At 48.4% G+C, this 21,395-nt stretch carries 22 protein-coding genes; 21 read left to right on the top strand and 1 reads right to left on the bottom strand.

Annotated elements, in window-relative coordinates; genetic code table 11:
* The first annotated feature begins 59 nt into the window (after positions 1-59).
* The 19 genes from XMA152_RS11840 (at position 60) to XMA152_RS11750 (ending at position 17,363) form a co-directional block, all read left to right on the top strand.
* Entirely contained in the window at positions 60-1,136 is a 1,077-nt protein-coding gene (locus tag XMA152_RS11840; protein ID WP_173482168.1) for a TRAP transporter substrate-binding protein, read from the top strand.
* Positions 1,137-1,306: 170 nt separating this feature from the next.
* Complete coding sequence (gene rpmH, locus XMA152_RS11835) at positions 1,307-1,441, top strand: 50S ribosomal protein L34 (protein ID WP_173482167.1); 135 nt, start codon at positions 1,307-1,309, stop codon at positions 1,439-1,441.
* Positions 1,442-1,465: 24 nt separating this feature from the next.
* A complete protein-coding gene (gene rnpA, locus XMA152_RS11830; RefSeq protein WP_173482166.1) occupies positions 1,466-1,852 on the top strand; it encodes a ribonuclease P protein component in 387 nt (128 codons plus the stop codon).
* A 6-nt stretch (positions 1,853-1,858) separates the two neighbouring features.
* Complete coding sequence (yidC, locus tag XMA152_RS11825; protein WP_173482165.1) at positions 1,859-3,520, top strand: membrane protein insertase YidC; 1,662 nt, start codon at positions 1,859-1,861, stop codon at positions 3,518-3,520.
* A 78-nt stretch (positions 3,521-3,598) separates the two neighbouring features.
* A complete protein-coding gene (gene mnmE / locus XMA152_RS11820) occupies positions 3,599-4,966 on the top strand; it encodes a tRNA uridine-5-carboxymethylaminomethyl(34) synthesis GTPase MnmE (RefSeq protein ID WP_173483710.1) in 1,368 nt (455 codons plus the stop codon).
* A gap of 500 nt (positions 4,967-5,466) precedes the next feature.
* The gene (gene mnmG / locus XMA152_RS11815; RefSeq protein WP_173482163.1) at positions 5,467-7,356 is read left to right on the top strand and encodes a tRNA uridine-5-carboxymethylaminomethyl(34) synthesis enzyme MnmG; all 1,890 of its coding nucleotides are present in this window, start codon (positions 5,467-5,469) and stop codon (positions 7,354-7,356) included.
* Positions 7,356-7,982: a 16S rRNA (guanine(527)-N(7))-methyltransferase RsmG gene (gene rsmG / locus XMA152_RS11810; protein WP_173482162.1), complete on the top strand. Its 627-nt coding sequence runs from the start codon at positions 7,356-7,358 to the stop codon at positions 7,980-7,982. The genes mnmG and rsmG overlap by 1 nt, the downstream gene beginning before the upstream one ends.
* A 1-nt stretch (position 7,983) precedes the next feature.
* Positions 7,984-8,772, top strand: coding sequence for a ParA family protein (locus XMA152_RS11805; RefSeq protein ID WP_173482161.1), 789 nt, complete (start codon positions 7,984-7,986; stop codon positions 8,770-8,772).
* 9 nt (positions 8,773-8,781) lie between these two features.
* Positions 8,782-9,648 (top strand): ParB/RepB/Spo0J family partition protein, encoded by an 867-nt coding sequence (locus XMA152_RS11800; protein ID WP_173482160.1) that lies wholly within the window; start codon positions 8,782-8,784, stop codon positions 9,646-9,648.
* A 112-nt stretch (positions 9,649-9,760) separates the two neighbouring features.
* Complete coding sequence (locus XMA152_RS11795; RefSeq protein WP_173482159.1) at positions 9,761-10,162, top strand: ATP synthase subunit I; 402 nt, start codon at positions 9,761-9,763, stop codon at positions 10,160-10,162.
* A 25-nt stretch (positions 10,163-10,187) separates the two neighbouring features.
* Entirely contained in the window at positions 10,188-11,009 is an 822-nt protein-coding gene (atpB, locus tag XMA152_RS11790; RefSeq protein ID WP_173483709.1) for a F0F1 ATP synthase subunit A, read from the top strand.
* A gap of 61 nt (positions 11,010-11,070) precedes the next feature.
* A complete protein-coding gene (gene atpE / locus XMA152_RS11785; protein ID WP_169451839.1) occupies positions 11,071-11,304 on the top strand; it encodes a F0F1 ATP synthase subunit C in 234 nt (77 codons plus the stop codon).
* 70 nt (positions 11,305-11,374) lie between these two features.
* On the top strand, positions 11,375-11,845 hold the full coding sequence (locus XMA152_RS11780; protein WP_173482157.1) for a F0F1 ATP synthase subunit B: 471 nt from the start codon (positions 11,375-11,377) through the stop codon (positions 11,843-11,845).
* Between the two features lie 12 nt (positions 11,846-11,857).
* On the top strand, positions 11,858-12,394 hold the full coding sequence (locus XMA152_RS11775) for a F0F1 ATP synthase subunit delta (RefSeq protein WP_173482156.1): 537 nt from the start codon (positions 11,858-11,860) through the stop codon (positions 12,392-12,394).
* Between the two features lie 15 nt (positions 12,395-12,409).
* The gene (atpA, locus tag XMA152_RS11770) at positions 12,410-13,954 is read left to right on the top strand and encodes a F0F1 ATP synthase subunit alpha (protein WP_173482155.1); all 1,545 of its coding nucleotides are present in this window, start codon (positions 12,410-12,412) and stop codon (positions 13,952-13,954) included.
* Positions 13,955-14,029: 75 nt separating this feature from the next.
* Positions 14,030-14,893 carry a F0F1 ATP synthase subunit gamma gene (gene atpG / locus XMA152_RS11765; protein ID WP_173482154.1) on the top strand — a complete coding sequence of 288 codons (864 nt, stop codon included), beginning with the start codon at positions 14,030-14,032 and terminating at the stop codon, positions 14,891-14,893.
* 37 nt (positions 14,894-14,930) lie between these two features.
* Positions 14,931-16,328 carry a F0F1 ATP synthase subunit beta gene (gene atpD / locus XMA152_RS11760; RefSeq protein ID WP_173482153.1) on the top strand — a complete coding sequence of 466 codons (1,398 nt, stop codon included), beginning with the start codon at positions 14,931-14,933 and terminating at the stop codon, positions 16,326-16,328.
* A 32-nt stretch (positions 16,329-16,360) separates the two neighbouring features.
* Positions 16,361-16,786 (top strand): F0F1 ATP synthase subunit epsilon, encoded by a 426-nt coding sequence (locus tag XMA152_RS11755; protein ID WP_173482152.1) that lies wholly within the window; start codon positions 16,361-16,363, stop codon positions 16,784-16,786.
* Positions 16,787-17,075: 289 nt separating this feature from the next.
* The gene (locus tag XMA152_RS11750; protein ID WP_173482151.1) at positions 17,076-17,363 is read left to right on the top strand and encodes a TIGR03643 family protein; all 288 of its coding nucleotides are present in this window, start codon (positions 17,076-17,078) and stop codon (positions 17,361-17,363) included.
* Here XMA152_RS11750 and XMA152_RS11745 read toward each other — a convergent pair.
* The gene (locus XMA152_RS11745; protein WP_173483708.1) at positions 17,360-18,100 is read right to left on the bottom strand and encodes a TrmB family transcriptional regulator; all 741 of its coding nucleotides are present in this window, start codon (positions 18,098-18,100) and stop codon (positions 17,360-17,362) included. The genes XMA152_RS11750 and XMA152_RS11745 overlap by 4 nt on opposite strands.
* A gap of 98 nt (positions 18,101-18,198) precedes the next feature.
* On the opposite strand from XMA152_RS11745, the gene glmU reads away from it, so the two are divergent.
* On the top strand, positions 18,199-19,563 hold the full coding sequence (gene glmU / locus XMA152_RS11740) for a bifunctional UDP-N-acetylglucosamine diphosphorylase/glucosamine-1-phosphate N-acetyltransferase GlmU (protein WP_173483707.1): 1,365 nt from the start codon (positions 18,199-18,201) through the stop codon (positions 19,561-19,563).
* Positions 19,564-19,568: 5 nt separating this feature from the next.
* Positions 19,569-21,392 carry a glutamine--fructose-6-phosphate transaminase (isomerizing) gene (gene glmS / locus XMA152_RS11735; RefSeq protein ID WP_173483706.1) on the top strand — a complete coding sequence of 608 codons (1,824 nt, stop codon included), beginning with the start codon at positions 19,569-19,571 and terminating at the stop codon, positions 21,390-21,392.
* The last annotated feature ends 3 nt before the right edge of the window (positions 21,393-21,395 follow it).

Genomic DNA, 21,395 nt, shown 5'->3' with positions numbered 1-21,395 from the left:
AGTATTAGCTGTGTCCTAACTAACAATAAACGCCGAAAAGGCAAACACAAGGAAATATCATGAAACGTAGAGATCTGTTTAAAGGTGCTGTACTAGCAGCAGCCGTTTCAGCAGCAACTGCAGCTTCAGCTGCTGAGCTTCCAGAACTTAACTGGCGCCTACAGTCGGCTGTACCTCCAGGTATCGGCTTCTACATGGGCGGTGTCTACTTCGCTGAAGAAGTAGAGAAGATGACCAACGGTAAATTCAAGATTCGTGTATTCCCTGCGGGCGAAATCGTAGGCACTATGCAGATCTTTGACGCAGTATCAGACGGTACGATCGAAGCAGGTCACACAGCGTCATACTACTACTTCGGTAAAAACCCAGCATTCGCTCTAGATACAACCGTTCCTTTCGGCCTTAACTACCGTCAGTTCCAAGCTTGGTACAACTTCGGTGGTGGCGGCGAAATGATCAAAGAGCTTTTCGCTAAATCGAACATCGTTCCATTCCCATCAGGTAACACGGGTGTACAGATGGGTGGTTGGTACAACAAAGAAGTTAAATCACTAGACGATCTTCAGGGTCTGAAGATGCGTATCGGTGGTATGGGCGGTAAGATCATCGAGAAGCTAGGCGTTGTGCCTCAGTCTATCCCGGGTGGCGATATCTTCCCATCACTAGAGAAAGGCACTATCGATGCAGCTGAATGGGTTGGTCCATTCGATGACATGAAGATGGGCTTCAACAAGGTTGCTAAGTACTACTACACTCCAGGTTGGTGGGAAGCGGCTCCAAACCTTTCTGTCTACATCAACAAAGAGAAGTTCGACGCTCTACCAGTTGAGTACCAGAACATTGTTGCAGCAGCAGCTGAGCGTGCAAACGTTAAGACAACTGCCTTCTACGATGCGAAGAACCCAGAAGCACTTAAGACTATCCTAGCGGGTGGTACTAAGATGAAGGTCTTCCCGAAAGACGTAATGGATGCTGCTTGGGAAGCTGCACAGGAAACTTACAAAGAGCTTTCTGCTGAACACCCAGACTTCAAACGCATCTACGACAGCATGGCTGCGTTCCAGAAAGACCAGAACCAGTGGATGTCTGTTTCAGAAGGTCCTCTAGACGGCTACATGCAGCGTAAAATGCGCTAATAGCTCGTTTAGCTGATAAAAAACCAGCTCTCGGGCTGGTTTTTTTATGGATAGCAAACAAAAGGTTTGCAACTGCTTAGCGATTTCTATAGAATTTTGCGTCTCGATTTTTAGGCAGATGTCCATACAACATCTGTGACGTATAAATGACTTGTAAGTAGGACAAGGCAATGAAAAGAACATTTCAACCAAGCGTACTAAAGCGTAAGCGCAACCACGGTTTCCGTGCTCGTATGGCTACTAAAAACGGTCGTAAAGTGCTTGCTCGTCGTCGTTCACGCGGCCGCGCTAGCTTGTCTGCATAATTAAGCGGACTTGCTGAATGCCAAATGGCTGAGTTCGAATACCCTCGCCAGTTAAGACTTTTAACTGGCGGTGATTTCAAAAGGGTATTCGACAAAGCCGATTTTAAGGTCAGTGATACTCATCTACTGATTCTTGCCCGCCACTCCCAATCTGATCATCCCCGCATCGGATTCGTTTTTTCCAAAAAAAATATTCGCAGAGCCGTGAATCGAAACCGGGTTCGTCGTATCATTCGCGAGTCTTTTCGTTTTAATCAGCATCAGCTCCCTAATGTCGACATTGTTGTTTTATCTCGACGTGGAATTGATGAGCTGGAAAACGAGCAATTACATGCGCTCATAGCGAAAAGTTGGAAACGTTTAAACAAGCAGGCTTTAAAAGCTCAAACCTCAAATAAAGGTAATGGTTAATTCGCCATGGATATACAGCGAGTCATTCTACTCGGCGCACTCGGTCTAATCTCATACATGCTGGTTCTCCAGTGGAATGCTGATTACAACACTCCCGTCGCAGCACAACAAACTCAAACTGAATCAGTTTCAGCTTACCAGCCAGCCGCAGGTAACGACCTGCCAAGCGCAGCGCCAGCAGCCGAAGCTGATCTACCAACCGCAGGTGCAGCAACGTCCACACTGGCTGCAGCAACAGGTGATCTGGTCAGTGTAACCACTGATAAGTTCGGCATTCTGATCGATCCACGCGGTGGTGACATCATTGAAGTCAAACTGCTTGATCATAAAGCGACGTTGGAAGGCGAAGATCCCTTGGTTCTGCTTGAGCAGAACGCTAACCGTACCTATGTTGCTCAATCAGGTTTAGTTGGCCCTAACGGCCCAGATGCCTCTAAAGAGGGTCGTCCACTCTACTCTGTCGCTGAAGCTAGCTACGACATGGGCAGTGCCGACACACTGGCTGTAGATCTGAACCTAGTCGATAACGGCGTAGCCATTACCAAGCGATTCACGTTCACACGCGGTAGCAACGCCATTGCGATGGACTACCTGATTGCCAACAACAGTGACTCAAACTGGCAAGCGACTCTGTTCGGTCAACTTAAGCGTGATCGCAGTGCTGATCCTTCAGAAACTACTGATATGGGTATGCAGTCTTACTTAGGCCCAGTGTTCTCAACTCAAGAGAACAACTACAACAAAGTCAGCTTCGATGATATCGACGACGATGGCCGTTACAGCGAGAAGAGCCAAGACGGTTGGGTTGCAATGATTCAGCACTACTTCATGAGTGCTTGGATCCCTAATCCAGGTCAAGAGTACACCTACCAGGCCCGTCAGCTTAACGGTAACTACATTGCTGGTTTCTTAGCACCCTCTGCTGTTGTTGCTCCAGGCCAGACAGGCCAGATCTCGGCAACGCTGTATGCGGGTCCTAAAGATACTGATCAGCTGGAGAAGATCGCTCCGAACCTAGATCTTACGATCGACTTCGGTATTCTCTTCTTCATCGCTTCACCGATCTACATGGTTCTTAAGTGGCTCTACTCGATCGTTGGTAACTACGGTCTTGCCATCATCTGTGTCACGATTTTGGTGAAAGCTGCCCTATTCCACTTGAACGCTAAAGCGTTCAAATCGATGGCAAAAATGCGCAAGTTCGGTCCAGAGATGGCTCGTCTTAAAGAGCTCTACGGTGATGATCGTCAGAAGATGTCTCAGGAGATGATGAAGCTCTACTCGAAAGAGAAGATCAACCCTCTCGGTGGCTGTCTTCCTATCGTTGCTCAGATGCCGATCTTCATCGCACTTTACTGGGTATTGATGGAAGCGGTTGAAATCCGTCACGCGCCGTTCATTGGTTACATCCAAGACCTGTCGCAGATGGACCCTTACTTCATCATGCCTATCTTGATGGGTGCGACCATGTTCATTCAGCAGCTGCTGAACCCAACGCCTCCAGATCCAATGCAGGCGAAGATCATGAAGATGCTTCCAATCGTCTTCACCTTCTTCTTCCTATGGTTCCCAGCGGGTCTGGTTCTATACTGGTTGGTGAACAACGTCCTATCGATTGCACAGCAGTATGTAATCAACAAACAGATCGAAGCGGGTGATTCTAAATAAGCAACTTGCAGCTTAAATCCCCACGCGACACACTAGGGCTCTTCGGAGCCCTTTTTATTGATTGGAGAAAGACTTCAGATGATCAGCAGCAATAAAGATACGATCGTTGCACAAGCAACCGCCACTGGCCAAGGGGGCGTCGGTATTGTTCGTCTTTCAGGGCCTAAGTCTGCTGAAATTCTGGAAGCATTTATCGGGTTTAAAGCCAAACCCCGTTACGCTCACTACACCCCTTTTCATGAAGCGGATCATCAAATCGACGAAGGCATCGCCCTGCTTTTTCCTGGACCCAATAGCTTCACCGGTGAAGATGTTGCCGAACTTCAATGTCATGGTGGTCCCGTTGTCATCGATCTCATCATTCGCCGCGCCATTGAGCTAGGTGCTCGCATGGCTAGACCAGGTGAATTCTCAGAACGAGCATTTTTAAACGATAAGCTCGATCTCACTCAAGCTGAAGCCATTGCTGATCTGATTGAAAGCTCTTCAGAACAGGCAGCTCGCTGTGCGTTAAAATCACTGCAAGGCGCTTTTTCGCGTGAAGTTGATCAATTGGTCGATCAGCTAACCAACCTGCGCATCTATGTAGAAGCAGCCATCGACTTCCCTGATGAAGAGATCGACTTTTTAAGCGACGGCAAAGTGCGTGGTGATCTGGTCAACATTATTGAGCAACTCAATCAGGTTCAGAGCCAAGCGCAGCAAGGCAGTTTAATGAGAGAGGGTATGACTGTCGTGATTGCTGGCCGTCCTAATGCCGGAAAATCGAGTCTTCTCAATGCGCTATCGGGGCGTGATTCAGCAATTGTCACCGACATTGAGGGGACAACACGAGATGTCTTGAGAGAGCAGATACACATTGATGGCATGCCACTGCACATTATCGACACCGCTGGCTTACGTGATGCACCTGATCGAGTCGAACAGATCGGTATTGATCGCGCTTGGCAGGAGATCAAAACGGCTGATCGTATCTTAATGCTCGTGGATGCTAGCCACTCAGAGACAACGGATCCGCAAACGCTGTGGCCTGAGATGGTCGAAAAACTCAACGGTGATCTGAGCCATGTCACCTTAGTTCGCAATAAAATCGACCTAACAGACGAGAGTACTAGTCTTGAACAACAGGGTGAAAACACACTGATTAGACTCTCAGCCAAAGATGAGCAAGGCATTGATCTGCTTCGGGAGCATCTAAAGTCCATTATGGGCTATCAAGGCAATGCTGAAGGCGCTTTTATGGCGCGTAGACGCCATATGGAGGCTCTAGAACAAGCACAGGAGCTATTAAACACCGGTCTTTGGCAGTTAGATACCCAAGGTGCTGGTGAACTTCTGGCGGAAGATCTGAGGCAGACACAGCAGGTGTTAGGTGAAATAACCGGTAAAGTTTCAGCGGATGACCTGCTTGGAAAGATTTTCGGCTCTTTCTGTATCGGTAAATAGTTTTCCACAATCCAAAAATAGAGTTACTCACAGATAAAAGGCGAATGCTGAGCATCTGTTGTGGATATATTCAATAGTTATCCAAAGAATAGCTCACAAAACGCGGTAATAATTCTTCGATTGTGGAAAAACTGTCAGACTAACCCCGAGTAATTGGACGATTAAACTGTGAATAAAATAAATTGTGTATAACTAGCCTACTTATACACAACTCACACACAACAAATGTTCAAGCTATTCGCGCTTTATAAGCGGGTTATAATTTCTACAAACTACTGTTTTTATTGATTTTTAATCAGTTAATAACAGAAATCAGCCTACTTAAATAATATTAAAAATAATAAACTCTCTTTATATATTTATTTTATTTTTTATTTATCTACTCTCACTCTACAAACAGCAGGTTGGCTATTTTTTAACCATTTCTTCAATGGCAATCCCTAGGTATAATCCGCGCCATATTTCTGTCTAGGTTTGAAAAGGCAGCTAAGAGGTAGAGAGTGGATTATCCAGATCGTTATGACGTGTTGATTATTGGTGGCGGTCACGCTGGCACTGAAGCGGCATTAGCATCAGCACGTAAAGGGGCTAAAACCCTGCTATTGACTCACAATATTGAGACACTGGGTCAAATGTCATGTAACCCGGCCATCGGTGGTATTGGTAAGAGTCATCTTGTTAAAGAGATTGATGCACTGGATGGTGCGATGGCTCGTGCTACCGATAAGGGCGGTATTCAGTTTAGAACGCTTAATGCACGCAAAGGTCCCGCTGTGCGTGCCACACGTGCACAAGCGGATCGTATTCTTTACAAAGCAGCCATCCGCTCGATTCTTGAAAACCAACCTAACCTCGATATCTTTCAGCAGGCGGTCGATGATCTCATCGTAGAAAATGATGAAGTTCGCGGTGCTGTGACCCAAGCTGGCATTCGTTTCTTTGCAAACAGCGTTGTCTTAACAGCAGGTACCTTCCTTGGCGGTTTGATTCACATTGGTATGCAAAATTATCAGGGTGGTCGTGCCGGTGATCCGCCTTCATTACGACTCGCAGAGCGTTTACGTGAGTATCCTCTTCGCGTTGACCGTCTCAAAACGGGTACACCGCCACGAATTGACGCACGCAGTGTCGATTTCTCAGTGATGCAAGAACAACCTGGTGATACACCAACGCCTATCATGTCGTTTATGGGCCAGGCGAGTGACCAACCAGAACAGATCAGTTGTTACATCACGCATACCAATGAGCGGACACACGAGATTATTCGAAATAACCTTGATCGCTCGCCGATGTACTCTGGGATTATTGAAGGGATAGGACCGCGTTACTGCCCTTCCATTGAAGATAAGATTCACCGCTTTGCGGACAAAGACTCCCACCAGGTTTTCGTTGAGCCGGAAGGGTTAACCACGCACGAGCTCTACCCAAATGGTGTCTCAACCAGTTTGCCATTTGATGTGCAGCTTGAGGTCATCCGTTCAATGCGCGGTTTTGAAAACGCTCATATCACACGTCCGGGTTATGCCATCGAATACGATTATTTCAATCCTCAGGATTTGAAACACACACTTGAGACCAAAGTGATCTCTGGTCTCTACTTTGCCGGTCAAATCAATGGCACAACAGGCTACGAAGAGGCGGGCGCACAAGGGTTGTTGGCCGGTATGAATGCCGCTGCTCGTGCACTGGATCAGGATCAGTGGTATCCGCGTCGTGACGAAGCCTACATCGGTGTCTTGGTTGATGATTTGATTACGCATGGCACATCAGAGCCCTACCGTATGTTCACCTCCCGTGCTGAATACCGTTTGGTGTTGCGAGAAGATAATGCGGATATTCGTTTGACCGAGATCGGCCGCAAACTGGGTGTGGTTGGTGATGATCGCTGGACCGCCTTCTCGACTAAACGCGATCAGATTGATTGTGAAATGGCACGACTCTCATCGACTTGGATTCAACCAAAGTCAGCAGAAGCGGCTGCATTGGAACCCAAGCTGAGTTCACCCTTGGCACGTGAGTACAACCTTGCTGATCTGGTAAAACGTCCTGAACTTAGTTATGCCGATATCAAATCCATTAAACCTTCTGAGGTTGAGATTGAGGCGGCGGCTGAAGAGCAGATTGAGATCTCGATCAAGTACGCCGGTTATATTGATCGTCAGAAGCAAGAGATTGATCAGATGCGTCGTCAAGAGAATACCTCTTTGCCTGAGGACTTCGATTATGATGCCGTTGGTGGTCTCTCAAACGAATTAAAATCTAAGCTAGAGCATGTCCGCCCGGTGACTATTGCTCAGGCTTCAAGGATTCAGGGCATGACGCCAGCGGCTATCTCGCTGTTATTGGTTCATTTGAAGAAACTTCAGCTTCAAGCTAAGGCGGCCAGTTAATGGATTACAATCCAAAAAACGATTTAGAGTCAGGTCTAAGTCGGTTAAACCTGTCTGTATCTGAATTACAGGTTGAGCAGCTGTTGGCCTACTTAGCGTTGTTACAGAAATGGAACAAAACCTACAATCTGACGGCGATACGCGATCCAAAACAGATGCTGATAAAACATATTTTGGACAGTGTCGCGATTGCGCCCTACGTAGAAAAAACCGACCTTATCGACGTCGGTAGTGGTGCTGGGTTACCTGGAATTCCTATGGCCATTCTTAATCCTGATATGCCAGTTGTTACTCTGGACAGCAACGGTAAAAAAACTCGGTTTCAGCATCAGGTAAAAGTTGAGTTGAATCTATCGAATTTAGAGGTGGTTCATGGTCGGGTTGAGGCGTTTGCCGGTCGTACTTTCCAACAAGTTACCTCTAGGGCCTTTGCTTCTATCGAAGATATGGTAACGTTAAGCGCTGAGCTATTAGCCGATCAGGGTCTGTTTCTTGCGATGAAAGGCCGTTATCCTGATCAGGAGTTGGCAGATCTGCCAAATCAGTACCATTTAATCGAGAGTTACCCCCTTCAAGTGCCCGGTCTTGATGAAGAGCGACACCTGTTGAAAATTGGGAGAGTGTAAGTTGGCCAAGATTTTAACGGTCACCAATCAGAAAGGTGGAGTCGGTAAAACCACCACCAGCGTGAACTTAGCGGCATCACTGGCTGCTATGCATAAGCGCGTTCTGCTCATCGATCTGGATCCTCAGGGTAATGCGACCATGGGCTCTGGTGTCGACAAGCATGATCTTACTCTCTCGGTCTATGAGCTTTTAACCGATCAAGCGAGCGCCAAAGAGTCGATCATCACCAATTTAGAAGTGGGTTACGACGTGTTAGGTGCCAATGGCGACCTAACGGCGGCTGAAGTTGAACTTCTGCAGATGACACGTAGAGAGTTTCGTCTGAAGATGGCGCTCGATGCTGTGGCTGACCAATACGATTTTATTCTGATCGATAATCCACCTTCTCTGAGTTTGCTAACGGTGAATGCACTGGCCAGCTCTGACGGGGTTATTATACCTATGCAGTGTGAATACTATGCTCTCGAAGGGATCAGTGCACTGGTGGGCACCATCGATAAGATCCATGAACGTCTAAACCCTCGCCTGAAGATTGAGGGTATTTTGCGCACCATGTTCGATCCACGCATGAGTTTGACCAAGGATGTCTCTGATCATCTCCTAGAGTATTTTGGTGATCAGGTTTACCGTACAGTCATTCCACGTAATGTCCGTTTAGCAGAGGCCCCCAGCCACGGTCTACCGGCGATCATGTACGATAAAAATTCTCGAGGTGCGATTGCATACCTGGCACTGGCGGGTGAACTGGTTCGCCGTACCGATAAAGAGCAAACCCAAGCGGTTTCTTAAGGAGTTGAAATGAGCACTAAACGTCGTGGATTGGGTCGTGGTTTAGACGCCCTACTTTCCGGTTCTGCAGCGACTGTCGCGAACGACCAATCGAGTGACTCTACGCAACTCACTGAACTGGCGGTTGAGCGCCTAAGTCGTGGTCGTTACCAACCGCGCCGTGATATGGAGCCTCAAGCGCTTGAAGAGCTAGCCGCTTCGATTAAAGCGCAAGGCATTATGCAGCCGATTGTGGTGCGACCTATCGGTGGTGATAATTTTGAAATCATCGCGGGTGAGCGTCGCTGGCGTGCAGCCCAGATGGCTGGTTTAGAGCGTGTGCCTGTTGTCATTCGAGATGTTCCTGATGAAGCGGCCATTGCGATGGCACTCATCGAAAACATTCAACGTGAAAACCTAAACCCGATCGAAGAGGCCATAGCCCTGCAGCGCCTTCAGCAGGAGTTTGAACTGTCACAGCAAGAGGTGGCTGATGCCGTTGGAAAATCGCGCACCGCCGTTGCCAACCTTCTGCGTCTTCTTAACCTGACCGACGAAGTCAAACGTATGTTAGAGCATGGAGACCTTGAGATGGGTCATGCGCGTGCTCTACTGCCTCTCACGGAAGCGTTACAGATCGATGCCGGTCGAGAGGTTGTGGCTAAAGGCCTATCGGTTCGTCAGACTGAGTTATTGGTGCGCACTTTGCAAAATCCAACGGAGCCTAAAGCGAAGCCAGAGCTTACCAGCAAGCATGAGCGTATCGTTGAAGATCTGACTCGACTGCTATCTACCAAAGTGACGCTGAGCGAAAACGCAAAGGGTCAGGGTAAGATTGTGATCAGCTACAATGATGCTAAAGAGCTAAAAGCGATCGTTAAACAACTTCGCGATTAAAGCGAACAAGACCTTAGTCATAGTTAGACTACTCTGTGCTTGATGCTTATTCCCTTTTCACCTACAATTGCGCCCGCATTAGTTGGGATAAACGCACTACTTTTGGGCAAAGATGATGAATCCAAACCTCATTGGTAAGCGTTCTGATAGGGCGAAAGCTCGATATTTCACCGTTTTGAAATATCAGTCAGGCATCCTGTTAGTGCTAAGTGCAGTCGCTGTATTTATTGATTTTGTAGCAGCGTACTCAATGCTTATAGGTGGTTTAATCTACTTGATTCCTAACGCCTATTTCGCAAACAAGCACTTTAACAAGCAGACACAGGGGTCTGCACAAGGGACACTCGCAGAGTTGTATGCGAGTCAAATATGGAAAATGGCATTGATGGCCATCAGTTTTTCACTGGCGTTTGTGCTGGTAAAACCCATCAGTGTTTTTTCCTTATTTGCGATGTTGATTCTGCTTCAGGTCAGTAATCTGATCATGCAGTTCGGCGTTAAAACGGATTCTTAACCTTCGATAAAGAGAGAAACTGAGAATGGCATCTGGAACAGTTACCTCCTCAGAGTATATTGCTCACCACTTAACCAACCTTACCTTTGGTAACCACCCTGTTAACGGTCTTGGCTTTGCGCACAGTGCGCAAGAAGCTGCTGAGATGGGCTTCTGGGCGATCAACGTAGACACAATGTTCTGGTCGATTGCTCTTGGTCTAGCGTTCGTGTGGTTCTTCCGTAAGGTGGCTAAAAGTGCGACAAGTGATGTACCTGGCGGCGCTCAAAACTTTGTAGAAACCATCATCGAGTTCATCGATGACAACGTGAAGAGTATCTTCCACTACAAAAATGCACTCATCGCTCCATTGGCGTTGACCATCTTTGTATGGATCTTCCTAATGAACACCATGGACTTGGTTCCCGTTGACTGGATTCCATTCCTAGCAGCAGAGATGGGTATCTACTTCATGAAAGTGGTTCCAACGACTGACGTAAACGCGACCGCGGGTATGGCGTTGAGCGTCTTTGCACTTATTCTTTACTACAGCATCAAGCAGAAAGGTCTTGGCGGGTTCCTAGCAGAGCTTAGCTTCCAGCCTTTAGGCAAATGGTTGCTGCCATTCAACCTCTTCCTAGAAGTGGTTGGTCTACTGGCTAAGCCAGTATCATTGGCACTACGTCTTTTCGGTAACATGTACGCAGGTGAGATGATCTTCATCCTGATTGCACTGCTGCCGTTCTGGGCTCAATGGATCCTGTCGGTTCCATGGGCAATTTTCCACATTCTAGTTATTACGCTTCAGGCGTTTATCTTTATGGTCCTAACAATCGTCTACTTGGCGATGGCCCACGAAGATCACTAAGCGGAATAACAAGAGTTTACTAACTGTAATAACCTTAAATTAACTAAATCGGAGAAAAACGATGGAAATGGCATTGCTGTACATTGCTGGTGCACTGATGATGGGTCTAGGCGCTGTAGGCGCTGCGGTCGGTATCGGCGTTCTAGGTGGCAAATTCCTTGAAGGTGCTGCTCGTCAGCCAGAACTGATCCCACTACTACGTACTCAGTTCTTCATCGTAATGGGTCTTGTCGACGCTGTTCCTATGATCGGTGTTGGTCTTGGTCTATACGTACTGTTCGCTGTTGCTGGCTAACAAGTAGTTTTTTAACTAGATACCCCATGGGTTTCACTACTTTTAATCAGACAACCGCGAGGATAATGGCGTGAATATCAATCTCACCATCATTGGTCAGGCTATCGCGTTCTTCATCTTCGTCGTATTTTGTATGAAATACGTATGGCCACCACTAACAAGTGCACTGGCTGAACGTAAGAAGAAGATTGCAGATGGTCTTGATGCGGCAGAACGCGCTGAGCGCGATCTGAAGCTAGCTCAAGAGAAAGCGACAGATAATCTGCGCGAATCTAAAGAGCAAGCAGCTGCCATCATTGAACAGGCCAACAAGCGGGCTAACCAGATTGTTGACGAAGCTAAAGAGCAAGCGCGCGAAGAAGCTAATCGCGTTAAAGCTGCTGCTGAAGCGGAAATCGAACAAGAGATCAACCAAGCGAAGGAAGCTCTTCGTGCACAGGTTGCAGCACTAGCACTAGCTGGCGCTGAAAAAATTCTGGAAGCCTCTGTTGACGAGAAAGCACACGCACAGTTAGTTGAAAAACTAGCTGCGGAGCTTTAAGCGAGGTTTACGATGGCTGAACTCAATACAGTCGCTCGGCCCTACACAAAAGCTGCATTTGAATATGCAGCTAGCAAGGGCAGCCTCGATCAGTGGGCTAACATGCTGTCAATCGCTGCCTCTTGTGTAGCGGATGCGACAGTAGCCCAGGTGCTGGCAAACCCAGCCCTAACGTCTGAGCAGAAAGCTGGGACGCTGAATGGCCTTTTAGAAGGCGACATCGACCAAGCGGGCCAAAACTTTATGGCTCTATTGGCAGAAAATCAGCGCTTGGCTCTGTTGCCAGAGATCGCTGCACAGTTCAAAAAGCTGAAGTCAGCTCAGGAAGCTTCAATTGAAGTGGATCTGACAACTGCCTTCGATCTTGCTGATGAACAGCAGCAGAAATTGGCTAAGGCGCTTAGCACCAAGTTGGGTCGTGAAGTAGCAGTCACTGCACAGGTAGACAAGTCTATCCTAGGCGGTGTGATTGTTCGTACAGACGACCTTGTGATCGACGGTTCGGTTCGTGCTCGACTTGCGAAACTGGCCGAAGCGATGAATTCCTGAGAATGAGGAATAGAAATGCAGCAACTGAATCCATCTGAGATCAGCGAGATTCTCAAGAAGCGCATCGAGTCACTTGATGTGTCTTCAGAAGCCCGTAACGAGGGCACAATCGTTAGCGTATCCGATGGTATCATCCTGATCCACGGTCTAGCTGACGTAATGTACGGCGAAATGATCGAGTTCCCTGGTGGCGTCTACGGTATGGCGCTTAACCTTGAGCGTGACTCTGTCGGTGCCGTAGTTCTTGGTGATTACCAAGGTCTTAAAGAAGGCATGACGGCTAAATGTACTGGCCGCATCCTTGAAGTACCAGTAGGTCCTGAGCTACTTGGTCGCGTTGTAGACGCACTAGGTAACCCAATCGACGGTAAAGGTGCTATCGACGCAAAAATCACAGACGCAGTAGAGAAGGTAGCGCCAGGCGTTATCGCTCGTCAGTCTGTTGATCAGCCAGTTCAGACTGGTCTGAAAGCGATCGACGCAATGGTACCAATCGGCCGTGGTCAGCGTGAGTTGATCATCGGTGACCGTCAGATCGGTAAGTCGGCAATTGCGATCGACGCGATCATCAACCAGAAAGGTACTGGTATCAAATGTATCTACGTAGCAGTGGGCCAGAAACAGTCTACTATCGCTAACGTAGTACGTAAGCTTGAAGAGCACGGCGCAATGGATCACACGATCGTTGTAGCAGCGGGTGCAGCAGATCCTGCAGCAATGCAGTTCCTTGCTCCATACGCAGGCTGTGCAATGGGTGAGTACTTCCGTGACCGCGGTGAAGACGCACTGATTATCTACGATGACCTAACTAAACAAGCTTGGGCTTACCGTCAGATTTCACTTCTTCTTCGTCGTCCACCAGGTCGTGAAGCATACCCAGGTGACGTATTCTACCTACACTCACGCCTACTAGAGCGTGCAGCGCGTGTTAACGCTGACTACGTAGAAGAGTTCACTAAAGGTGAAGTTAAAGGACAAACAGGTTCATTGACTGCTCTACCTGTAATCGAGACTCAGGGTGGCGACGTTTCGGCGTTCGTACCAACCAACGTTATCTCGATCACAGACGGTCAGATCTTCCTTGAAACTGGTATGTTTAACTCAGGTATTCGTCCTGCGATCAACGCAGGTCTGTCAGTATCACGTGTAGGTGGTGCGGCTCAGACTAAAGTCATCAAGAAATTGGGTGGCGGTGTACGTCTAGCACTTGCACAGTACCGTGAATTGGCAGCGTTCTCGCAGTTTGCTTCAGACCTTGACGAAGCGACTCGTGCACAACTAGAGCACGGTCAGCGCGTTACAGAACTGATGAAGCAGAAGCAGTACTCTCCAATGTCTGTCGCTGAGATGGGCTTGAGCTTGTACGCTGCGAACGAAGGCTTCCTGAGCGACGTAGAATTGAACAAAATCGGTGCATTCGAAGCTGCATTGGTTGCATACTTCAACTCGGAGCATGCTGACCTGATGGCTAAAGTGAATGAATCAGGCGATTACAATGACGAAATCGCTGCTGGATTCAAAGCTGGCATCGAGAAGTTCAAATCTACCCAGACTTGGTAAGCGCTCGAGTTATGAGCAGAACGGCTGAACAGACTCTGTTCAGCCGATACTAAGTCAAGGAATAGAGGCGGATTTATGGCAGTCGGAAAAGAGATTAAGACGCAGATCGCGAGTATCGGTAGCACACGTAAGATTACCAGCGCCATGGAAATGGTTGCTGCATCTAAGATGCGCCGTGCCCAAGATCGCATGGAGTCTTCTCGTCCATACGCACGCAGTATCCGTGGTGTGATTCAGCACTTAGCGAAAGCTAACCCTGAATACAAACACCTTTACATGCAGAACAACGACCTGAAACGAGTAGGTTTCATTGTTGTCGGTTCTGATCGCGGACTCTGTGGTGGCCTGAACGTTAACTTGTTCAAGGCTGCTATTGGCAAAATGAAGGAGTTCAATTCACAGAATGTCGAGATCGATTTCTGTGCAATTGGTGGTAAAGCAGTTAGCTTCTTCCGTAACTACGGCGGTAACGTTAAGGCAGCAACAAGCGGCCTAGGCGATGCACCAGAGTTGGAAGCGCTAATCGGTTCAGTAAAAGTGATGCTTGATAGCTTCAACGAAGGCAAACTTGACCGTCTATACGTGGTATCGAACGAGTTCGTTAACACCATGACGCAAAAGCCGACTATTGAACAGCTTCTGCCCCTTCAGGCTGAAGAAGACGACGACACTCTCAACCACCACTGGGATTACATCTACGAGCCAGATGCTCGTGATCTACTAACAGGTCTTTTGACTCGTTACGTTGAATCAATGGTGTACCAAGCAGTTGTTGAGAATAACGCCTGTGAACAGGCAGCGCGTATGTTGGCAATGAAGAATGCAACCGACAACGCCGGCAACCTAATCGACGAGCTTCAGTTGATCTACAACAAAGCGCGTCAGGCAGCGATTACACAGGAAATTTCTGAAATCGTAAGTGGTGCTGCTGCTGTTTAAAGCAGTTAACAGGCTAATAAGTTAAGAGGATCCGAACATGAGTAGCGGACGTATTGTTCAGATTATCGGTGCAGTCGTTGACGTGGAATTCCCACGTGAAGATGTACCGAAGGTTTATGACGCACTAAACGTCACTAAAACCAACCTGACACTAGAAGTTCAGCAACAGCTGGGTGACGGTGTCGTACGTACTATCGCAATGGGTCAGACTGAAGGTGCAAGCCGTGGTCTGGACGTTGTAAACACTGGTGCTCCAGTATCTGTACCTGTAGGTACAGCGACCCTAGGTCGTATCATGGACGTACTAGGTAACCCAATCGATGAGTGTGGCCCGATCGGTGAAGAGGAGCGTTACCCAATTCACCGTAAAGCACCTTCTTACGCAGACCAAGCAGCGACTAACGAACTGCTTGAGACAGGCATCAAGGTAATCGACCTTGTTTGTCCTTTCGCTAAGGGTGGTAAGATCGGTCTGTTCGGTGGTGCCGGCGTAGGTAAAACCGTAAACATGATGGAGTTGATCAACAACATCGCAACTCAGCACTCTGGTCTATCTGTATTCGCAGGTGTAGGTGAGCGTACTCGTGAGGGTAACGACTTCTACCACGAAATGCAGGAAGCAGGCGTAGTAAACGTTGAGCAGTTCGACAAGTCGAAAGTAGCGATGGTTTACGGTCAGATGAACGAGCCACCAGGTAACCGTCTACGTGTAGCGTTGACTGGTCTTACAATGGCTGAGAAGTTCCGTGACGAAGGTCGTGACGTACTTCTATTCGTCGACAACATCTACCGTTACACACTTGCGGGTACAGAGGTATCAGCACTGCTAGGTCGTATGCCTTCAGCGGTAGGTTACCAGCCAACTCTTGCAGAAGAGATGGGTGTACTTCAGGAGCGTATCACGTCGACTAAGACTGGTTCGATCACTTCTATCCAGGCGGTATACGTACCAGCGGATGACTTGACTGACCCATCACCAGCGACAACCTTCTCGCACCTTGACGCAACAGTCGTACTGTCTCGTCAGATCGCAGAGCTAGGTATCTACCCAGCGGTAGACCCACTAGACTCTACTTCTCGTCAGCTTGATCCGCTAGTAATCGGTTCTGAGCACTACGAGACTGCACGTGAAGTGCAGGGTGTCCTACAGCGCTACAAAGAGCTTAAAGACATCATCGCGATCCTAGGTATGGACGAACTTTCTGAAGAAGATAAGCAGACGGTAGCACGCGCTCGTAAGATCCAGCGTTTCCTATCTCAGCCATTCTTCGTAGCAGAAGTCTTCACTGGTGCACCAGGTAAATATGTCTCTCTTAAAGACACTATCAGTGGCTTTAAAGGCATCCTGAACGGTGAATACGACTCTCTACCAGAGCAGGCGTTCTACATGGTTGGCGGCATCGACGAAGCAGTCGAAAAAGCCAAAGGCATGTAATCCCTTAAGCGGAACCTGAAGAGGTAATTGAAATGGCTATGACTGTTCATTGTGACATCGTAAGTGCTGAGGAAGAGATCTTCTCTGGCCTTATCGAATTCGTCTCTGTGAGAGGTAGCCTGGGTGAGCTGGGTATCTACCCAGGTCACACTCCGCTTTTGTCGGAAATCAAACCAGGCCCTGTCGAGCTTCGCAAGCAGGGCGGTGAAGAGGATATCTTCTACGTATCTGGTGGCTTCCTAGAGGTTCAACCACACAAGATTACTGTGTTGGCTGATACTGCACTTCGTGCGGGTGACCTTGATGAAGCAACCGCTGTAGAAGCACAGAAGCATGCTGAACAAGCAATGGCTGACAAGCAGGGTGAGTTCGAATACTCACGTGCTGCGACTCAGCTTGCTGAAGCAGCTGCACAGCTTCGTACCCTCGATGCAATTCGCCGCAAACTCGGCAAATAAGATCTACACGATCAAAAAAGGCAGCTTCGGCTGCCTTTTTTTGTGCTTTGAAAAAGCACCGTGTCTGACCTTTAGTCTGACACGACTCAGGAGTTACGCTACAGTCTCTGGTAGACGCTGACAAAGCCGATGACAGGCTGAAAGCCTGTCACGGTCACTCCGTAGCTGGTTTAGTACACAGTGACAGGCATTCAGCCTGTCATCTGCACTCATAAGCTACCTCTCATCTGAACTAAAACACATACGCTGGCGTACACAACGACACCTGCTTTATTTTTCAGAGGTTTAGATGTCACAAAAGCTAGCACACGCCGGCCTGTCAGAAGAGGCGATTTCGCGAGTCATTGAGATGGCTTGGGAAGATCGCACACCCTTTGAAGCGATTGAGGGGTTGTACAGCTTGTCAGAGCCACAAGTAATCAAGTTGATGCAGCGTGAGATGAAGCCCAGTTCGTTTCGTATGTGGCGTGAACGGGTCTCTGGTCGCAACACTAAACATCTTAAAAAGCGTCCAGAAGGGATTGATCGCGGCTACTGCTCTCGCCAGTACAAGATGGTTAGTAAGCCTAAACGTTAAAGCAGGCGCCAGAGTGTATCGAATATGATCTGCTGTGCTGCTGCTACTTCACTTGAATCGATAACCACCGCAGTTGGGTAGTTATCAGACGCTAAAGAGATGATGGCAATTTTTGGTGGATAGATCGCTATATAAGCGGCGTCTACTGGCCCCTCGGTTTTGATCCATTTACGTTCTGACAGATCAGCACTTTCACCCCCATCCCCAATCGCAATAACCCGTACCTTGATCTTTCGAGCAACACGCTGCGCCGTGAAGTTTGGGAAAGGGCGGTAGAGGTGCTTTCGAATCGGTTTTGATGAGAAGACAGAGTAGATCGGTTCAGGGTTTGAGCTAACACTGTTAAGGATATCTCTGAGTACCTGCTCAATCCCCTCGTCACCCTCATACCACTGAACATTGGCTGCGCTAAAATCAGGCGAGAGTTGATGCAGCTCGGGTATGACACGACGCTTTAACTCTTCAACAGCGAGATCTAAGCGTTTACGGCGTTCTTCAGCCAGTTCTACCAACACTTCAGGCTCACGTGCTGTGAAGATGCGGCGCTTACCTTTTGGCAGATAGCTGACCACACCTAACGCCTGCATCTGCTTCAGTGCTTCATAGGTTGTGCCGCGATTGACCCCTGCACGCTCAGCAATGGTACGAATCGAACTGGGGCCAAGCGCTAGCAGGGCCTTGTAGATTGAGACGTCACGGTCGCTAAGACCGATCTCTAAAAACAGCGAATTATCCATATTTGTCAATTTTTTTATGACATTTAACCTTGCAGCAGTGTGCGCTTAGGTTAAAGTATCGTCAAGTGGATAAATTTTGTTTTTGGAAACACCCGTTAATGTCGATAGATGTAGTCATTCTTGCGGCCGGTCAAGGCAGCCGTATGAAATCTAAACTCCCTAAAGTCCTTCACCCTTTGGCAGGAAAATCGCTGGTAAAGCACGTCATTGATCAAGCGAGTCAGTTAAACAACAGCGCGATGCATATTGTGGTTGGCCATGGTGCGGATCAGGTTAAAGAGGCGTTGTCCGATCTATCTTGCCAATTTTATACACAGGCTGAGCAGCTAGGCACGGGCCATGCCGTTGCACAGGCCTCAGCGGGTCTTCGTGCAGGCGGTGTTACGCTAGTGCTTTACGGCGATGTGCCATTAACGCCGGCGAGTGTGCTAGAGCAGATGGTACAGGTCGCTCAAACGGGTAAAGTGTCGCTTCTGACCGTTAACCTAGACGATCCGACGGGATACGGCCGTATTCTTCGAAGTGCGGTTAACGATGTTGTGGGTATAGTGGAACAGAAGGATGCCAATGAAGAGCAATTGGCGATCACTGAAGTGAACACTGGCATTATGGCGATGCCAACCGATCATCTAAACGAATGGTTGCCGCAACTCTCTTCCGATAACGCACAGGGTGAGTACTACCTAACTGATTTGATCGCAATGGCGGCGGAGTCGGGTGTAACGGTTCAGGCACTTCATCCTACATCTGAGTTCGAAGTACAGGGTGTGAATAATCGTCGACAACTCGCTGAATTAGAGCGTTGGTATCAACTTCAGCAGGCCAATGCTGCGATGGATGCTGGTGTTACCTTGGCTGATCCAGCTCGATTCGATGTGCGAGGGCAACTGAGGGTAGGGCAAGATAGCCACATTGACGTTAACTTCGTTGCAGAAGGCGAGGTACGCATTGGCTCAAACGTTGTGATTGGGCCCAATTGCAGCGTTAAAAATTCGATTATCGGTGACGGTGTAGAGATTCTTGCGAACACCCACATTGATGGTGCTGTTATTGCCGAGGCTTGTCAGTTGGGCCCCTTTGCTCGTATCCGTCCTGGCTCACAACTTGCTGCTGGAGTGAAAGTCGGCAACTTTGTTGAGACGAAGAAAGCTCTGGTTGGTCAAGGGTCTAAATTGAACCATCTCTCTTACATTGGCGATGCACAGATCGGTGAAGAGGTAAATGTTGGTGCCGGCACCATTACCTGTAATTACGACGGTGTGAACAAATCCCTGACCGAGATTGGTGATCGCGCATTTATTGGGTCAAACAGCTCATTGGTTGCACCCGTGCAAGTGGGAGCAGGAGCAACCATCGGTGCAGGCTCCACCATTACCAGTAAAGTGGAAGAGGATCAGCTCTCCGTTGCACGTGGTAAGCAGAGAAATATTTCGGGCTGGAAACGCCCAATAAAGAAAGGTTAATCGTTATGTGCGGTATTGTAGGTGCAGTCTCTGAACGCCAGGTCAGCGGTATTCTATTAGAGGGTCTTAGTCGATTGGAGTATCGCGGCTATGACTCAGCGGGCATGGCCATTCATGATGGTCAATCTGTGAATCGTCTACGCCGTATTGGCAAAGTACAGGCTCTTAAGGATGCTCAAGAAGCGTCACCGATCACAGGTACACTTGGCATTGCGCATACGCGTTGGGCCACTCATGGTGTGCCTGCAGAGCACAACGCTCACCCGCACATGTCAGGAGATAGTGTTGCTGTTGTTCATAACGGTATCATCGAAAATTTCGAAGAGCTAAAAGCTGAATTGCTTGCTGATGGTTTTCAATTCTCATCTGAGACTGATACAGAAGTAATCGCTCACTTACTTGCTAAGCTTCTTAAATCAGAAGATTCACTTCTTGCAGCGTTGCCAAAAGTCATCGCCCGTCTTGAGGGTGCATTCGCCTTGGGCGTGGTACACAAGGATCTACCAGACCAGCTCTATACCGCACGCAAAGGCAGTCCGCTGGTTGTTGGTGTTGGCATTGGCGAAAACTTTATCGCATCCGATCAGCTTGCACTGCTTCCTGTTACAGACCGTTTCATGTTTCTTGAAGATGGCGATATTGGCTGCCTGACTCGTGATGAGATTCGTGTTTGGGATGCGACAGGTCAATCGGTTGAGAGAGCAGTGTCGCGTTACGAGCACTCAGCAAGTGCAGCTGAAAAAGGCGAATTTAAGCACTTTATGATGAAAGAGATCTATGAGCAGCCGACTGTAATGGCGGATGTGCTTGAAGGTCGTTTAACCGGAGATCGTCTTCTTGAGCAGTGCTTTGGTGCAGAGGCTGCAGAACTGTTTGATAACACTAAGCAGGTTTTAATTCTTGCCTGTGGTACTAGCTATCATGCCGGTATGGTGGCGCGTTACTGGATCGAAGAATTAGCTAATTTGCCATGTTCGGTAGAGGTGGCATCTGAGTTTCGTTACCGCAAAGCCGTTGTACCCGAAGGCACTCTATTGCTGACGATTTCTCAATCGGGTGAGACCGCTGACACCTTGGCCGCACTGCGTGATATTCAATCTCGAGTGGCGGGTTCATTAGCTATCTGTAACGTTCCTGGTAGCTCGCTGGTACGTGAATCACAACTTTCTCTGATGACGCAGGCCGGTCCAGAGATCGGTGTGGCTTCAACCAAAGCATTTACTTCTCAGCTAGTCGCTTTGATGCTGACGACCGTTGCATTGGCGCGTCGCCAAGGATTAAGCGACGATCAAGAGACGAAGATCATGCACTCGTTGCGCCAGCTCCCTTCACTGTTGGAGCAAGTGATTGGCTTGGATGATCAGATTCAGAAGATGTCAGAAGCGTTTGCTGAGAAGCACCACTCGCTCTTCCTAGGTCGAGGCGCGCTCTATCCAGTTGCAATGGAAGGCGCACTTAAGCTCAAAGAGATCTCCTACATTCATGCTGAAGCCTACCCTGCCGGTGAGCTAAAGCATGGTCCACTGGCTCTGGTCGACAAAGAGATGCCGGTCATTGCCGTTGCCCCGCGTAACGACATGCTGGATAAGCTGAAAGCGAATCTTCAAGAAGTTCGAGCGCGTGGCGGTGAGCTATTTGTCTTCGCGGAAGAAGGTACTATCCAAGAGGAAGAGGGTATTCATGTCATTGAACTGCCCGTTGTCGATTTCTGGTTAGAACCGCTGGTTTACACCATTCCTCTTCAGCTACTCTCTTATCATGTAGCTGTTCTAAAAGGCACCGATGTCGACCAACCCCGCAACCTTGCGAAATCAGTAACCGTAGAGTAGCAA

Origin of the sequence: Marinobacterium sp. xm-a-152 (assembly GCF_013282965.1) — a bacterium.
Lineage (GTDB): Bacteria > Pseudomonadota > Gammaproteobacteria > Pseudomonadales > Balneatricaceae > Marinobacterium_E.
The sequence above is the reverse complement of the archived record's forward strand: the minus strand, read 5'-3'. Positions and strand labels throughout refer to the sequence as shown.

Excerpts from the sequence above, each read along its gene's own strand:
- XMA152_RS11840 (WP_173482168.1), top strand. The coding sequence starts at position 60 with ATGAAACGTAGAGATCTGTTTAAAGGTGCTGTACTAGCAGCAGCCGTT.
- rpmH (WP_173482167.1), top strand. The coding sequence starts at position 1,307 with ATGAAAAGAACATTTCAACCAAGCGTACTAAAGCGTAAGCGCAACCAC.
- rnpA (WP_173482166.1), top strand. The coding sequence starts at position 1,466 with ATGGCTGAGTTCGAATACCCTCGCCAGTTAAGACTTTTAACTGGCGGT.
- yidC (WP_173482165.1), top strand. The coding sequence starts at position 1,859 with ATGGATATACAGCGAGTCATTCTACTCGGCGCACTCGGTCTAATCTCA.
- mnmE (WP_173483710.1), top strand. The coding sequence starts at position 3,599 with ATGATCAGCAGCAATAAAGATACGATCGTTGCACAAGCAACCGCCACT.
- rsmG (WP_173482162.1), top strand. The coding sequence starts at position 7,356 with ATGGATTACAATCCAAAAAACGATTTAGAGTCAGGTCTAAGTCGGTTA.
- XMA152_RS11800 (WP_173482160.1), top strand. The coding sequence starts at position 8,782 with ATGAGCACTAAACGTCGTGGATTGGGTCGTGGTTTAGACGCCCTACTT.
- XMA152_RS11795 (WP_173482159.1), top strand. The coding sequence starts at position 9,761 with ATGATGAATCCAAACCTCATTGGTAAGCGTTCTGATAGGGCGAAAGCT.
- atpB (WP_173483709.1), top strand. The coding sequence starts at position 10,188 with ATGGCATCTGGAACAGTTACCTCCTCAGAGTATATTGCTCACCACTTA.
- atpE (WP_169451839.1), top strand. The coding sequence starts at position 11,071 with ATGGAAATGGCATTGCTGTACATTGCTGGTGCACTGATGATGGGTCTA.
- XMA152_RS11775 (WP_173482156.1), top strand. The coding sequence starts at position 11,858 with ATGGCTGAACTCAATACAGTCGCTCGGCCCTACACAAAAGCTGCATTT.
- atpA (WP_173482155.1), top strand. The coding sequence starts at position 12,410 with ATGCAGCAACTGAATCCATCTGAGATCAGCGAGATTCTCAAGAAGCGC.
- atpG (WP_173482154.1), top strand. The coding sequence starts at position 14,030 with ATGGCAGTCGGAAAAGAGATTAAGACGCAGATCGCGAGTATCGGTAGC.
- atpD (WP_173482153.1), top strand. The coding sequence starts at position 14,931 with ATGAGTAGCGGACGTATTGTTCAGATTATCGGTGCAGTCGTTGACGTG.
- XMA152_RS11755 (WP_173482152.1), top strand. The coding sequence starts at position 16,361 with ATGGCTATGACTGTTCATTGTGACATCGTAAGTGCTGAGGAAGAGATC.
- XMA152_RS11750 (WP_173482151.1), top strand. The coding sequence starts at position 17,076 with ATGTCACAAAAGCTAGCACACGCCGGCCTGTCAGAAGAGGCGATTTCG.
- XMA152_RS11745 (WP_173483708.1), bottom strand. The coding sequence starts at position 18,100 with ATGGATAATTCGCTGTTTTTAGAGATCGGTCTTAGCGACCGTGACGTC.
- glmU (WP_173483707.1), top strand. The coding sequence starts at position 18,199 with ATGTCGATAGATGTAGTCATTCTTGCGGCCGGTCAAGGCAGCCGTATG.
- glmS (WP_173483706.1), top strand. The coding sequence starts at position 19,569 with ATGTGCGGTATTGTAGGTGCAGTCTCTGAACGCCAGGTCAGCGGTATT.